We start from the raw sequence: 13,551 nt of genomic DNA, 5'->3' as shown, positions 1-13,551 counted from the left end.
GGCGGCTGCCGGCATCATCAGCCAATGCTCGGCTTTCTCGTTCGGTGGTGCCGAAGAGGCGGTGATCATTCCACCGCCGGCCCTCGACGAAACCACCCAGGCCCGCAGCGAAACCGCGGTGTTCGCCGGTGGCTGCTTCTGGGGCGTTCAAGGTGTGTTTCAGCATGTCAAAGGGGTGAAGAATGCAGTCTCCGGCTACGCGGGCGGGGCGGCCAATACCGCGCATTACGAACGTGTCAGCGACGGCAATACCGGCCATGCGGAATCGGTCGAAGTCACCTTCGATCCAGCTCAGGTCAGTTATGGCACCTTGCTGCAGATTTACTTTTCGGTGGCGCACAACCCGACCGAACTCAACCGTCAGGGGCCGGACAGCGGCACCCAGTATCGCTCGGCGATCTTCACCAAAAGCGCTGAGCAGCAGCGGGTCGCGCAGGCTTACATCACCCAGCTCGACGCCGCGCATTCGTTCGATAAACCGATCGTGACCCGGCTTGAAACCTTCAACGGTTTCTATCCGGCGGAGGAGGAACATCAGGATTTCCTGACCGAACATCCGACCTATCCGTACATCGTGATCAATGACTTGCCGAAGGTGGCGCAGCTCAAGCAGTTGTACCCGAATCGTTATCAGGAACAACCGGTGCTGGTGAAGGCGGGGATGTGAGTGAATGGGAGATGGACAACCCTGCCACTGACTCATGCATGGTCTATTCGGCCAACGGGTGCTTGCCCCACATCTGTACGGCGAACTCGACGAAACGCCGCAGTTTCGGCAAACGGTGGCGATCCTGGGCATAGACCAGGTGCATCGGCCGACTGGGCGGGCAGTAATCGGGCATCAAGGCCAGCAGCTTTCCGTCCTTGAGGTCCTGCTCGACCAAGGCGTCGGGCATCATCACGATGCCCATGCCGGCTCGCGCTGCCTGATGCAGTCCGGCCGAACTGTTGATCAGCATCGGCCCGCTGACCCCCACGCTGACTTCGCCATCGGGACCGGCCAGGCGCCATTCCTTTTGCACCGATTGCCAGTCATCGCCGGCCGGATAGGCAAAGGACAGGCAATCGTGGAGCCGCAGGTCTTCAGGTGTTTGCGGTGTGCCCCGACGGGCCAGATATTCCGGTGATGCGCACATGGTCAGGGTGTAGTCGATCAGCGGGCGGGCGATCAGGTTGGAGGGCTCCAGCGCGCCGAGGCGAAACGCTACATCCAGACCGTTTTCCAGCAGATCCGGGCGTCGGTTGGTCAGTACCACGTCGAGTTTCACCCGCGGGTTTTGCCGGCTGAACTCACTCAGTGCCGGCGCCAGGCGTTCGGTGCCGAAGGTCAAGGGTGCGGTGATGCGCAAGGTGCCGCTCGGTTCGTCCAGAGCCTGTTCGGCCAGTCGCTCGGAATCGGCCACCAGCCCCAACACTTCCAGGCAACGCTGGTAATACGCGGCACCGAACTCGGTCAGCCGCTGGCGCCGCGTGGTGCGGTTGAGCAGGCGCACACCCAGCCGTTGCTCCAGGGCCTTGAGGTGGTTGCCGACCATGGTCGTGGACATATCGCACTGCAAAGCGGCGGCGGTCATGCTGCCGGTCTCCACCACTTTCACGTAAACGGTCATTGCCTGGAATAAATCCATTATCAAGCTCAACTTTAAAATGATTGAAGATTTCCAGCGTTTATCCAGTTCAGGTGGCTAACCATACTGCAAAAACACCGACCCTTGCTGGAGCTTGATGTCATGACCGCCGCCTGCCTGATGAGCACTTACCAACCCTTGGCCCTGAGTTTCAACAAGGGCCTGGGCACTCGCCTGTGGGATCAGGCCGGTCGCGAATACCTGGATGCGGTCGCCGGTGTGGCGGTGACCAACGTCGGCCACTCCCACCCGAAAATCGTTGCCGCCATCGTTGAACAGGCCGGGTTGCTGCTGCACACGTCGAATCTCTACAGCATCGACTGGCAGCAACGGCTGGCGCAGAAACTGACCCGCCTGACGGGCATGGACCGGGCGTTTTTCAACAACTCCGGGGCCGAAGCCAACGAAACTGCACTGAAAATCGCCCGGCTGCATGGCTGGCACAAAGGCATCGAGCAGCCGCTGGTGGTGGTCATGGAGAACGCATTCCATGGCCGCACCCTCGGCACGTTGTCGGCCAGCGATGGCCCGTCTGTGCGCCTGGGTTTCAACAAGCTGCCGGGGGATTTCGTCAAAGTGCCGTTCGGCGACCTCGACGCACTGGACAAGGTGCAACAAGCCCATGGCTCGCGGATCGTGGCGGTGCTGATGGAGCCGATCCAGGGCGAAAGCGGTGTGCAACTGGCGCCACCGGGCTATCTCAAGGCCGTGCGCGAACTGTGCAACCGGCGCTCATGGCTGTTGATGCTCGATGAAATCCAGACCGGTATCGGCCGCACCGGCCAATGGTTTGCGTTCCAGCACGAAGGCATCGTCCCGGACGTCATGACCCTGGCCAAAGGCCTGGGCAACGGCGTACCCATCGGCGCCTGCCTGGCCCGTGGCAAGGCGGCCGAACTGTTCACGCCGGGCAGCCACGGCAGCACTTTCGGCGGCAATCCGCTGGCTTGCCGGGTCGGTTGCACCGTGCTGGATATCGTTGAAGAACAAGGGCTGCTGGAAAACGCCCGGCTTCAGGGGGAACGCTTGCTCGAAAGATTGCGCACCGAGTTGGCGGGCAACCCGAACGTAATGGCGATCCGTGGTCAGGGGCTGATGATCGGCATCGAACTCAAGCAACCGATCCGCGACCTGAGCCTGATCGCCGCCCGGGATCACGGTTTGCTGATCAACGTCACGCGGGGGAAAACCATTCGCCTGCTGCCGCCGCTGACGATTGATGAGCGGGAGGTGGAGATGATTGTCAGAGGGGTGAGTGGTGTGGTGAAAGAGGCTTGAAACACGGCCCTACAGCGTGATGCCGATCGGATAAGGCCGTGCGCACCGCAAATCCTGTGGGAGCGAGCTTGCTCGCGATAGCGGAGTGTCTGTCAACGACGATGTTGACTGTGCAATCGCCATCGCGAGCAAGCTCGCTCCCACAGGTTTTGTGCCTTAACTGATAGGTATTGTTCCTACTTCTGAAGCGAAGTCGGTGATTTCTTTCCAATCCATCAATTGAATTTTCGAACCGGTAAAGCCTTCGAACAACCGCTGATGCGCAGCAAATCCACTTGAATCATCACGCTTGCGATAACTGCCCGCCCACTCCAGCAAGGCCACCAACCGTTCGTCATCCTGTGTTTCCCGTCGGCGAATGTTGGCCACGCAATCCTCGTCCCCGACGCTCAGCCAGATCAGCGCAGTCGCCCGTGGCAGGAGTTCACTGGCGATCCAGCCATACACGCCTTCGATCACCCAATGCTCCTGTTCGGCCGCGATCCGTGCCATGGCCAGTGCTTCGGCGCGGGGGCGGGGGATGCTGTGCTCGTCGGACAGCCAGTGAATCCGGTCGAGATCGGTCCAGGGCACGCGCAGTTGCTCGGCCAGCCGCTGGGCCAGCCAGCTCTTGCCGGAGCCGGAGTTGCCGATGATCAGGGTGCGGGTGAGGTTCATGCCGAGTTGCCTCTACCTATGTGCCTGACGAGGATCACTGTGGGAGCGAGCTTGCTCGCGATGACGGACTCAAAGCCAACATCGATGTCGACTGATACGCCGCCATCGCGAGCAAGCTCGCTCCCACAGGGGTTATACCTTTAGTCCTCACCCTCCGGCGCAACCATTCGTGTCTTTGGCGAGCCATTGGCGTTGTGTTGAAAAATGTCCTGTGGCTGACCTTTTTCATTAAAGAACACCTGCCCGATCCCCGCCGAGTTCCACAGCCGCTCACCGGCTTCGGCGTGTTCGGGTACGTGGGGCACGATGCGCATGCGTCGACGTTTGGTCAGCCAGTTCAGCGGCGAACGTGGCGAGTACAGCCAGCGGTTGAGGCGGTCGAACCACTCGAGCAGGGTGGCCGGGAATTCGTTCTTGATGCCGCTGCTGGTGATCTGCCAGATGCGTGGCCCGGCCTTGCGGTGGCGGATCAGCACTTCGTAGACGAAGGAGTAGTGCACGTCGCCTGACAGCACCACGTAGTTACCCGGCGTGCGCGAGTGGCGGAAAATGTTCAGGATCACCTGTGCCGCGCCGCGATGGGCCATCCAGTTTTCCGCGTCCACCAGCAGTGGATAACCGCACCAGCTGAATACCCGCTGCACGGTTTCAATCAGTTTGACGCCGAAGATCGGCGCCGGTGAAACGATGATCGCACTCGGGTGGTCCAGCAGTTCCTGTTGCAGTTCGCTGAGGGCTTCCCAGTCGAGCAAACCGGAAGGTTGTTTGAGGTTCATCTCGCTGCGCCAGCGTCGGGTGCGGGTGTCGATCACCACGATGGCGGGGGTGGTGGGCAGCACGTAATGCCAGTGCTGAAACTTCAGCAGATCATCGATCAAATCATCCTGAACCGTGCTGTCGCGGTGACGGTCGTGTGCGCTGGCGCTCAACGTACCGGCCTTTTCCATCACGGCAGTGAACGCATCCGGATTGTTGCCCCAGCCCTGGCACAGCATGTACGCCAGCAGCGCGTTGCCGATGATGCGCCGGGAGAACGGATGGCCGTAGGCCGTTTCCTCCCATTGCGCGGACAGGTTCCAGTCATCGGTGATGTCGTGGTCGTCGAAAATCATCAGCGTCGGCAGATGCGCCATTGCTCGCGCGACGCTGCCAAGGCCTGCCTTGAAGGCATCGATGCGCGTCTGTTCAAGGGCGTAGCGTTCAAGTCTTTGCGGCGTCAGCGTCGGTGCCTGTGGGTCGATGAGGGTCCAGGGCGTTGGCGACCAGACCAGCAAATACATGGCCATGACTTCGGCGAAGGTCACCAGGTGATTGTCGGCACTGCTGCTGGTGAAAATCGGCTTGCGCGCGCCACCGAAAAAACGCTCGCGCAGGGTTTCATTGCTTTGCAGTGCCGGCAGCAGATCCGCACGGTGATAGTAACTGGCCGGATGCTCGTAGAGCCTGGCGCTGTCGCTGACCACCGCGCCTTCCAGATGTTCGCCGAACAACCCCAAACGCTCGATCAAGGCGTGAATCGCCCGCAACATCGGCCCCGCGACGTCATCGGCGTAGACCTGATCGCCCGTCATCATCAGCAATGCCGGGCGGTCCTTGGCGGTATGTTCCTGCGCCAGCAACCGGTCGACGCACAGCAAGCCGTCTGCCGCCGGGTGATGAGGCTTGCGGCAAGAGCCGTGGAGCAACTGATCGACCCGTTCGCGCAGAACGAAGTTCGGGCAATGGGCATCGCCATACAGCAGGTGTGGCGCCCAGTCGGCGACGCCTTTTTCTGCGCCATCGATCAGCAGGTCATAGTCGATCGACTCATCCCGGGGCAGGGCGCAATCCAGGTGCACATCGATCAAGTGCACAAAGGCATGAGCCCCCACTGCAATCACCGTGCATTGCCCGCTATCGAGGCGGATATCGCCGACGCCCTGCAAGCGCAAGGTCAGCGCCAGCGCCCGGGAACCCACCAGCCACAGCACCAGCCGCGTGGGCTCAAGGCGCCGCAACAGCGGGCCCGCCAGGACCGGCGGCAGGGCTTGGTGATCGTCGGGCAGTGGCAGCGTGTCGGACATCCGGGTTCAAGACTCTTGGGGCGTGGAAGCGGGCGATGATAGCGCAGGTGACGGCGGGACCTGCCAGTGAGATCCCGTTTCTGTCTGTCATGAAATGAAAAGCCATTGTCGTCTGATGAGAAGCGTCTCAACAGGCCTCGTCCTACAGTCCAATCAGCGCAATTCGATGCAACACGCCCATATTGCAGATTGGAGAATAAGAAAAATGGCCAAAGCCGTACGCTTCTACGAAACCGGTGGTCCCGAAGTTCTACGTTATGAGGACGTCGAAGTCGGCGAACCCGGTCCAGGCCAGGTTCGGCTTCGTCATGTGGCGGTTGGCTTGAACTATGCCGACACCTATTTCCGTAACGGTACCTATGCGATTCCGCTGCCCAACGGCATGGGCGTCGAGGCCTCTGGCGTAGTCCAGGCCGTTGGTGATGGGGTCACCAACGTCGAGGTCGGCGATCGCGTCACCTACACCGGTTTTCTCAATACCCTCGGCGCCTACAGCACCGAGCGCCTGATCCCGGCCGCGCCGCTGATCAAGCTGCCGGAAACCATCAGCTTCGAAACCGCTGCCGCGATGACCATGCGTGGCCTGACGTCTTCGTACCTGATGCGCCGCATCTACGACTTCAAGCCGGGCGACAGCATCCTGTTGCATGCCGCCGCTGGCGGTGTCGGCCTGATCGTTTCGCAGTGGGCCAAGCTGCTGGGCCTGAACGTGATCGGTACGGTTTCGACCGAGCAAAAGGCGGAAATCGCCCGGGCTCACGGTTGCGACCATACGATCAATTACAGCCATGAAGACGTCGCCGCTCGCGTTCGCGAATTGACCGACGGTGTTGGCGTCAACGTGGTGTTCGACAGTGTTGGCAAGAACACCTTCATGGGTTCGCTGGATTCGTTGAAACCCCGTGGCCTGATGGTCTGCGTGGGTACCGCATCCGGTCCGATCCCGGCGTTCGACCCAGTGATGCTGGCGATGAAAGGTTCGCTGTTCCTGACCCGTCCTGCCCTGGCCAACTACATCAGCGACCCGGCCGAAAAAGCAGCCCTGGCTGGCGAGCTGTTCGACCACGTCGGCAGCGGCCGGATCAAGATCGAGATCAACCAGCACTACGCCTTGCAGGACGCGGTGCAGGCTCATCGCGACCTTGAATCACGCAAGACCACCGGCTCGTCGATTTTCGTCGTTTAAGGAGCGGCCAGCCATGAAAGTCGAACAATTGACCTGCAGCATTGGCGCCGAACTGATCGGTGTCAATCTGGCCGACGCGGTACATGACGACGGTCTGTTTGCCGAGATTCGTGCCCAGTTGCTCAAGCACCGCGTGGTGTTCCTGCGCGATCAGGACATCACCCGCGCCGAGCACGTGGCTTTCGCCCGGCGCTTCGGCGAGCTGGAGGATCATCCGGTGGCCGGCAGCGATCCGGATCATCCGGGACTGGTGCGGATCTACAAGAATCCGGACCAGCCGATGGACCGCTATGAAAACGCCTGGCACACCGACGCCACCTGGCGCGAAGCACCGCCGATGGGCTGCGTGCTGCGCTGCGTGGAGTGCCCTCCGGTCGGCGGCGACACCATGTGGGCCAACATGGTCCAGGCCTATGCGAACTTGCCGGAAGACGTAAAGGTCAAGATCGCCGACCTGCGTGCACGCCACAGCATCGAAGCGAGCTTCGGTGCGGCGATGCCGATTGAAAAACGCCTGGCGCTCAAGGCGATGTACCCGGACGCCGAACACCCGGTGGTGCGCACTCACCCGGAAACCGGTGAAAAGGTGCTGTTCGTCAACGCTTTCACCACCCACTTCAGCAACTACCACACCCCTGAGCGGGTGCGCTTCGGCCAGGACGCCAACCCCGGCGCCAGTGAGTTGCTGCGCTACCTGATCAGCCAGGCGTACATCCCCGAGTATCAGGTGCGCTGGCGCTGGAAGCCGAACAGCATCGCCATCTGGGACAACCGCAGTACCCAGCATTACGCCGTCATGGATTACCCGCCATGCCATCGCAAGATGGAACGTGCCGGGATCATCGGCGACAAGACGTTCTGATCGAACGCCACCTGCATTCGCACTCGCAGCATTCGCACTCGTAAACACGTCTGCCCGGCACGACCCCGGGTGGACGGAACAATCATAAGAACTGGAGTAGACCATGCAATTCTTCGACGATTCCCTGCACCCGGAAAACATGGAAAAGGTAGTCATTACCGTGGCCCCGTACGGCCCGGAGTGGATGCCCGAAGACTTCCCGGAAGACATCCCCCTGACCATGGACGAGCAAGTCCAGAAAGCGGTCGAATGCTATGAAGCCGGCGCCACCGTACTGCATCTGCACGTGCGTGAACTGGACGGCAAGGGTTCCAAGCGTCTGTCGAAGTTCAACGAGCTGATCGCCGGTGTGCGTGAAGCCGTGCCGGACATGATCATCCAGGTCGGCGGCTCGATTTCCTTCGCCCCGGAAAGCGATGGTGAAGCGGCCAAGTGGCTGTCTGACGACACCCGCCACATGCTGGCCGAGCTGACGCCGAAACCGGATCAGGTCACCGTGGCAATCAACACCACCCAGATGAACATCATGGAGCTGCTGTATCCGGAATACCTGGAAGGCACCTCCCTGGCCAACCCGATGTTCCAGGCCGCCTACAGCGAAATGACCGTACCGGCAGGTCCGGCCTGGGTTGCCGAGCACCTCAAGCGCCTGACGGAGAACGGCATCCAGCCGCACTTCCAGTTGACCGGCATGCACGCCATGGAAACCCTCGAGCGCCTGGTGCGCAGGGGCATCTACAAGGGGCCGCTGAACCTGACCTGGATCGGCATCGGTGGCGGCTTCGACGGCCCGAACCCGTTCAACTTCTTCAACTTCATCCACCGCGCGCCGGACGGTTGCACCCTGACCTCCGAATCGCTGCTCAAGAACGTCATGCCGTTCAACACCATGTCGATGGCCATGGGCATGCACCCGCGCGTGGGCAATGAAGACACTATCATTGATCACAAGGGCGATCGTTTCGGCTCGGTGGCGCAGATCCGGCAAACCGTGCGCATCGCCCACGAACTGGGCCGCGAAATCGCCACCGGCAAAGAAGCCCGCGAGATCTACCGCATCGGCGTGCAGTACGAAACCATCGAAGAAACCCTGTTGGCCAACGGCATGGCCCCCAACCGCAAGGCTGGGCAAAAAGGTGTACCGCAACGCGGTTGACCGAGGGTCGGGACGAGAGGCCGTGACCTCTCGTCCGCCTGACCGTTACACGCTTGATAACAAAAATAAATAAAAGCTTTGAGGAGGCTGCATGGCCTTTCACCCAATAGCCGCTGACGATGACGACTCCAGCGGAGTCGGCGTTGCGCGCCAATATGCCTGGATCGTCTTTGCACTGACGTTCGGCCTGTTGATCTCCGATTACATGTCGCGTCAGGTACTGAACGCGGTGTTCCCCCTGCTCAAGACTGAGTGGGCATTGAGCGACGGACAGCTGGGTCTGCTCAGCGGCATCGTTGCCCTGATGGTCGGCCTGCTGACGTTTCCCCTGTCGTTGATGGCCGACCGTTTCGGCCGGGTCAAGAGCCTGGCGCTGATGGCGTTTCTGTGGAGCGTGGCGACCCTGGGTTGCGCGTTGGCTCAGGACTACCAGCAGATGTTCATCGCGCGGTTCATGGTCGGCGTCGGCGAGGCGGCCTATGGCAGCGTGGGCATCGCGGTGGTGATTTCGGTGTTCCCCAAACACATGCGCGCCACCCTGGCCAGTGCCTTCATGGCGGGCGGGATGTTCGGTTCGGTGCTGGGCATGGCCCTGGGCGGTGCCATCGCGGCCAAGCTCGGCTGGCGCTGGTCGTTCGCCGGCATGTCGTTGTTTGGCCTGGTGCTGGCGATGCTTTATCCGCTCATCGTCAAGGAAGCGCGCATTGCGCCACAGCGTGCCGCGCAGATTGCGAACAAGACGGCTGCCGCGGTCAAGCGTCCGCTGCGCACGCTGTGGTCCAGCCGTTCGGTGGTGTCGACCTACATTGCCAGCGGCTTGCAGTTGTTCGTCGGCGGTACGGTGATGGTGTGGATTCCCAGCTACCTCAACCGCTACTACGACATGCCCACCGACAAGGCCGGCGGCATGGCGGCGATCATCGTGTTGTGCAGCGGTGCGGGCATGATCCTGTGCGGCATGCTCAGCGATCGACTGTGTCGCAACTCACCGGAGCGCAAAGTCAGCCTGGCCATCGGCTTCTGCCTGGGCAGTTGCCTGCTGTTGTCGGCGGCGTTTGCCTTGCAGGCAGGGCCGGTGCAATTGCTGCTGATCTGCCTGGGCATGCTGATTGCCACCGGTACCACGGGACCTGCCGGCGCGATGGTTGCCAACCTGACGCATTACTCGGTGCACGGTACGGCGTTCGCCACGCTGACCCTGGCCAACAACATGCTGGGGCTGGCGCCGGGGCCGTTCATCACCGGTCGGGTGTCCGACCTCATCGGTCTGCATGCCGCGTTTCAACTGGTGCCACTGGTCAGCCTCGCGGCGGCGGCGGTGTTCTTTTATGCCAAGTGTCATTACCACAAAGATATTGCCCGGCTTCAGGGTCAGAGCGTGCCTGACCCTGTCGGTGAAGCGGGTTTAGAGGTGAAGTTGTGAGTCGTCGTTTACGTATTGATGTGTTTTTCGATTTTATCTGCCCCTGGTGCCTGATCGGCAAACGCCAACTGGAGCATGCGCAGGTACAGTTTCGCAGTCGCCACCCGGATGTGCAGATCACCACGGTGTGGCATGGCGTGCAGTTGTTGCCTCAGATTCCGGTAGAGGGTGAGCCCTTCGCCGAGTTCTATCGCAAACGCCTGGGCAATGCGGACGCCATGACCATGCGCCAGGCCCAGGTACAGCAGGCTGCCGGGGCGGTTGGACTGGCCATCGACCTCAGCCGCATCGAGACGATGCCCAACACCGCAGACGCTCATCGTTTGTTCGAACGTGTCAACGGACTGGGCAATTCCAGTCAGCGTGAAATGTTGCTCGAACGACTGTTCGCCGCTTATTTCCACAGACGCGAAAACCTGGGTTGTCGGGAGACCTTGCTCGCCATTGCCCGCTCCTGTGGAGTCGATAAGGACGGGGTGCTCGATTGCCTGAAGGGCGACGCCACGCCATTTGAAGGATCCCCCGGCGCAACCAGTGGCGTGCCGAGCTTTCAGTTCGACCGCCGCATGACGGTGATTGGTGCGCAACCTGCTCAGGCGCTGCTCGGGGCGATGAACGAAGCCCTTAAGGAAAGTGATCGCGAGCGGCAGTCAGCATGACTCGGCGCATCCCCGTGCCGGCCGGCAAACACCCGCAGGCCGGTGGCCGGGCGCTGTTCGAATTCGAAGACAAAAGCCTGGCGTTGTTCAACGTCGACGGGCAGCTGTTTGCCATCGACGACAGCTGCCCGCATCAGGGCGCCTCGCTGTGTGGCGGGCGCCTTGAGGGGCGAGTGATTCAATGCTGCGCCCATGGCCTGCGCTTCGATTTGCGCAGTGGCTACATGCTCAATTCCACCTTGGTCAAAGTCACCAACTACCCGGTCGAGAACATCGACGGCCAGGCGTTTATCGTCATCGCATCCGAGGAGTCCGCGCCATGAGCGTCATTGCTCTCACCCGTATCCACAGTCGCACGCGCGAACTGGCTCCGGGGTTTATCGTCAGCCTGATCGTGGCGGCCGCCGCGTCGTTTTTGTCCGAGCACTATGGTGCGCCGGTCATGCTGTTCGCCTTGCTGCTGGGCATGGCCCTGAATTTTCTCGCCGATGACGGTCCGTGCAAGGCCGGTATCGAGTTCACCGCCCGCACGGTGTTGCGCATCGGCGTGGCGCTGCTGGGCATGCGCATCACCCTGGAACAGATGGCCGCGCTGGGCTGGAAGCCGATAGCGCTGGTGGTGATTCTGGTGGTGGTGACCATCAGCGTGTCTGTGATCGCCGCCAAGGCCCTGGGTTTCCAGCGCCTGTTCGGCATGCTCACCGGCGGCGCGACGGCCATCTGTGGCGCCTCGGCGGCCTTGGCGTTGGCAGCGGCATTGCCGAACCATCCGCAGAAAGAACGGGCGACCTTGTTCACCGTGATTGGTGTTTCGGCGCTGTCCACGATGGCCATGATCGTCTATCCGATGATCGCCAACTGGCTGCAGTTGTCGCCGCAAGTGGCGGGCGTGTTCCTCGGTGCCACGATCCACGACGTGGCCCAGGTGGTCGGCGCCGGCTACAGCATGTCGACCGAGACCGGCGACACGGCCACGGTGGTCAAACTGATGCGCGTTGGCATGCTGCTGCCGGTGATCGTCACCGCCGCGATGATCACCCGCATGCAAGGCGCCGACCCGACGGGCAAACGCCCGCCATTGTTGCCGTGGTTTGCCGTCGGTTTTCTGATTCTGGCCTGCATCAACAGCACCGGATGGATAGCGCCTGCGGTGCAAGGGTCGGTCAACGAACTGTCGCGCTGGTGCCTGGTGATTTCCATCAGCGCCCTGGGCATGAAGACCCGGCTCAAGGAGCTAGCGGCGGTCGGGATCAAGCCGATTCTGCTGATGGTGGGGGAGACGGTGTTCCTGGTCGTGCTGGTGCTGTTGTTGCTGCACTGGGGGCTCTGAACGCCTCGTCACGCACAGGTTTTATGGCAGGGCCACACGGCGTTGACTCCTCATGCCGTGGGGCTCTCGACCGGTGTCACAAACACCGGTCTTTCGCGGCGACTGTACCAGCAGTCGCCGTTTTTTTTGGGGCTTTCACTGGTTTTGACTCGGACGCGGTCGCTTGGAGCTGGCTCCTACAGTTTCAGCGTGGGCATGGTCCCTTGTGGGAGCTGGCTTGCCAGCGATGGTCGTTAACGATAACGCGTGTGAACTGGATAAACGCGGCGCACTGGAGTCCATCGCCAGCAGGCTGGCTCCTACAGTTTCAGCGTGGGCTCGGTCCCTTGTGGGAGCTGGCTTGCCAGCGATGGTCGTTAACGATAACGCGTGTGAACGGGATAAACGCGGCGCACTGGAGTCCATCGCCGGCAAGCCGGCTCCTACTTTTTTGTGTGCTCGACTCAGGATTCTTTCGGGCCTGCGCCAGGTTTTGCTGTGGATTGTTTTTGCGCCCGCCACGTCGCCGGCGGCATTCCAAACTGACTGATAAACCACCGCGTAAACGAACTCGCCATCGAATAGCCGAGCATGTCGGCAATGCGGCTCAGCGAGTAGTTCGGGTTGTCCAGGTAACGCAGCACCAGATCTCGACGCACATCGTTGATCACGTCGTTGAAGGCGCAGCCGTCGTCCTTGAGGCGGCGTTGCAGGGTGCGTACGTTCATGCCCTGGCTCTGGGCCACCTGTTCGATGGTGGCGCGTCCCATGGGCAACAGCAGGTAGATGGCCTTGCGCACCTCGAACAGCATCGAGGCACCTTCGTGGCTGTGCAGTGAGTCGAGGTAGCTCTGGGCGTAGCGGGCCATGGCCGGGTCGGCGTTGGGGTTGGTCATGTCGAGGCTGATGTCGGGGCAGACGATGCCGTTGAATTCGCTGCCGAACTCCAGGTTGCAGCCGAACAGCCGGCGATGCAGGTGCAGGTTGTCCGGTGGCTGGTGCATGAAGTTGACGCTGTAGGGGTGCCAGTGCGAGCCGAGCAGGGCCGAGCACAGCCGGAACATCACGCCAATGGCCAGTTCGGTAGCCTGGCGGCTGGGCATTGGCGTTTCGGTGACCACCTCTTCGCGAATGATCACCATCTTGCCGGCCTCTTCAATGAAGATGGCCAGCGAATCATTCATCAGGTGTCGGTAGTCCACCACGACCTGCAAGGCATCGCGCAGGGTACGCTGGTGGCTGAGCAGCAGGCTGACCACGCCAAAGTCCGAGAGCTGGCGCGACTCGGCCATGCTCAGGCCGAAGGTCTGGCAGCCGCTGGCGGCGGCGG

The 13,551-nt window shown here is 61.5% G+C and carries 13 protein-coding genes; 9 read left to right on the top strand and 4 right to left on the bottom strand.

The genetic code is table 11. From position 1 onward, the window contains the following. Positions 1-667: peptide-methionine (S)-S-oxide reductase MsrA (gene msrA / locus PMI29_RS08195; RefSeq protein ID WP_008001216.1), on the top strand; the 667-nt coding region annotated here is incomplete at its 5' end. Between the two features lie 43 nt (positions 668-710). Here the strand turns inward: msrA and PMI29_RS08200 are convergent. Beyond that, on the bottom strand, positions 711-1,628 hold the full coding sequence (locus PMI29_RS08200; RefSeq protein WP_008001214.1) for a LysR family transcriptional regulator: 918 nt from the start codon (positions 1,626-1,628) through the stop codon (positions 711-713). 102 nt (positions 1,629-1,730) lie between these two features. Between PMI29_RS08200 and PMI29_RS08205 the strand changes: the two genes are divergently transcribed. Next, entirely contained in the window at positions 1,731-2,906 is a 1,176-nt protein-coding gene (locus PMI29_RS08205) for an aspartate aminotransferase family protein (RefSeq protein ID WP_008001212.1), read from the top strand. 156 nt (positions 2,907-3,062) lie between these two features. Here the strand turns inward: PMI29_RS08205 and PMI29_RS08210 are convergent, their stop codons facing one another. Then, entirely contained in the window at positions 3,063-3,563 is a 501-nt protein-coding gene (locus PMI29_RS08210) for a hypothetical protein (protein WP_008001210.1), read from the bottom strand. A 140-nt stretch (positions 3,564-3,703) separates the two neighbouring features. Continuing rightward, positions 3,704-5,626, bottom strand: coding sequence for an alkaline phosphatase D family protein (locus tag PMI29_RS08215; RefSeq protein ID WP_008001208.1), 1,923 nt, complete (start codon positions 5,624-5,626; stop codon positions 3,704-3,706). Between the two features lie 205 nt (positions 5,627-5,831). Between PMI29_RS08215 and PMI29_RS08220 the strand changes: the two genes are divergently transcribed. The 7 genes from PMI29_RS08220 (at position 5,832) to PMI29_RS08250 (ending at position 12,242) form a co-directional block, all read left to right on the top strand. After that, positions 5,832-6,812, top strand: a complete 981-nt coding sequence (locus tag PMI29_RS08220; RefSeq protein WP_008001206.1) for a quinone oxidoreductase family protein — start codon at positions 5,832-5,834, stop codon at positions 6,810-6,812. Between the two features lie 13 nt (positions 6,813-6,825). Further along, on the top strand, positions 6,826-7,674 hold the full coding sequence (locus PMI29_RS08225; RefSeq protein WP_008001204.1) for a TauD/TfdA dioxygenase family protein: 849 nt from the start codon (positions 6,826-6,828) through the stop codon (positions 7,672-7,674). 103 nt (positions 7,675-7,777) lie between these two features. Next, positions 7,778-8,830 carry a 3-keto-5-aminohexanoate cleavage protein gene (locus PMI29_RS08230; RefSeq protein WP_008001201.1) on the top strand — a complete coding sequence of 351 codons (1,053 nt, stop codon included), beginning with the start codon at positions 7,778-7,780 and terminating at the stop codon, positions 8,828-8,830. 91 nt (positions 8,831-8,921) lie between these two features. Next, on the top strand, positions 8,922-10,253 hold the full coding sequence (locus PMI29_RS08235) for an MFS transporter (protein ID WP_008001199.1): 1,332 nt from the start codon (positions 8,922-8,924) through the stop codon (positions 10,251-10,253). Next, on the top strand, positions 10,250-10,912 hold the full coding sequence (locus PMI29_RS08240; protein WP_008001198.1) for a DsbA family oxidoreductase: 663 nt from the start codon (positions 10,250-10,252) through the stop codon (positions 10,910-10,912). The genes PMI29_RS08235 and PMI29_RS08240 overlap by 4 nt, the downstream gene beginning before the upstream one ends. After that, complete coding sequence (locus PMI29_RS08245; protein WP_008001195.1) at positions 10,909-11,235, top strand: Rieske (2Fe-2S) protein; 327 nt, start codon at positions 10,909-10,911, stop codon at positions 11,233-11,235. The genes PMI29_RS08240 and PMI29_RS08245 overlap by 4 nt, the downstream gene beginning before the upstream one ends. After that, positions 11,232-12,242: a YeiH family protein gene (locus PMI29_RS08250; RefSeq protein WP_008001193.1), complete on the top strand. Its 1,011-nt coding sequence runs from the start codon at positions 11,232-11,234 to the stop codon at positions 12,240-12,242. Before PMI29_RS08245 ends, PMI29_RS08250 begins: the two co-directional genes overlap by 4 nt. 443 nt (positions 12,243-12,685) lie before the next feature. Here the strand turns inward: PMI29_RS08250 and PMI29_RS08255 are convergent. Then, the coding region (locus PMI29_RS08255; protein WP_008001192.1) for an AraC family transcriptional regulator at positions 12,686-13,551 on the bottom strand (866 nt) is incomplete at its 5' end.

Origin of the sequence: Pseudomonas sp. GM49 (genome assembly GCF_000282355.1) — a bacterium.
Classification (GTDB): domain Bacteria; phylum Pseudomonadota; class Gammaproteobacteria; order Pseudomonadales; family Pseudomonadaceae; genus Aquipseudomonas.
This window is presented reverse-complemented; position numbering and strand designations above follow the sequence as displayed.

Coding starts and splice junctions, on each gene's coding strand:
- PMI29_RS08200 (WP_008001214.1), bottom strand. CDS start 1,628: ATGGATTTATTCCAGGCAATGACCGTTTACGTGAAAGTGGTGGAGACC.
- PMI29_RS08230 (WP_008001201.1), top strand. CDS start 7,778: ATGCAATTCTTCGACGATTCCCTGCACCCGGAAAACATGGAAAAGGTA.
- PMI29_RS08205 (WP_008001212.1), top strand. CDS start 1,731: ATGACCGCCGCCTGCCTGATGAGCACTTACCAACCCTTGGCCCTGAGT.
- PMI29_RS08245 (WP_008001195.1), top strand. CDS start 10,909: ATGACTCGGCGCATCCCCGTGCCGGCCGGCAAACACCCGCAGGCCGGT.
- PMI29_RS08220 (WP_008001206.1), top strand. CDS start 5,832: ATGGCCAAAGCCGTACGCTTCTACGAAACCGGTGGTCCCGAAGTTCTA.
- PMI29_RS08250 (WP_008001193.1), top strand. CDS start 11,232: ATGAGCGTCATTGCTCTCACCCGTATCCACAGTCGCACGCGCGAACTG.
- PMI29_RS08235 (WP_008001199.1), top strand. CDS start 8,922: ATGGCCTTTCACCCAATAGCCGCTGACGATGACGACTCCAGCGGAGTC.
- PMI29_RS08215 (WP_008001208.1), bottom strand. CDS start 5,626: ATGTCCGACACGCTGCCACTGCCCGACGATCACCAAGCCCTGCCGCCG.
- PMI29_RS08210 (WP_008001210.1), bottom strand. CDS start 3,563: ATGAACCTCACCCGCACCCTGATCATCGGCAACTCCGGCTCCGGCAAG.
- PMI29_RS08225 (WP_008001204.1), top strand. CDS start 6,826: ATGAAAGTCGAACAATTGACCTGCAGCATTGGCGCCGAACTGATCGGT.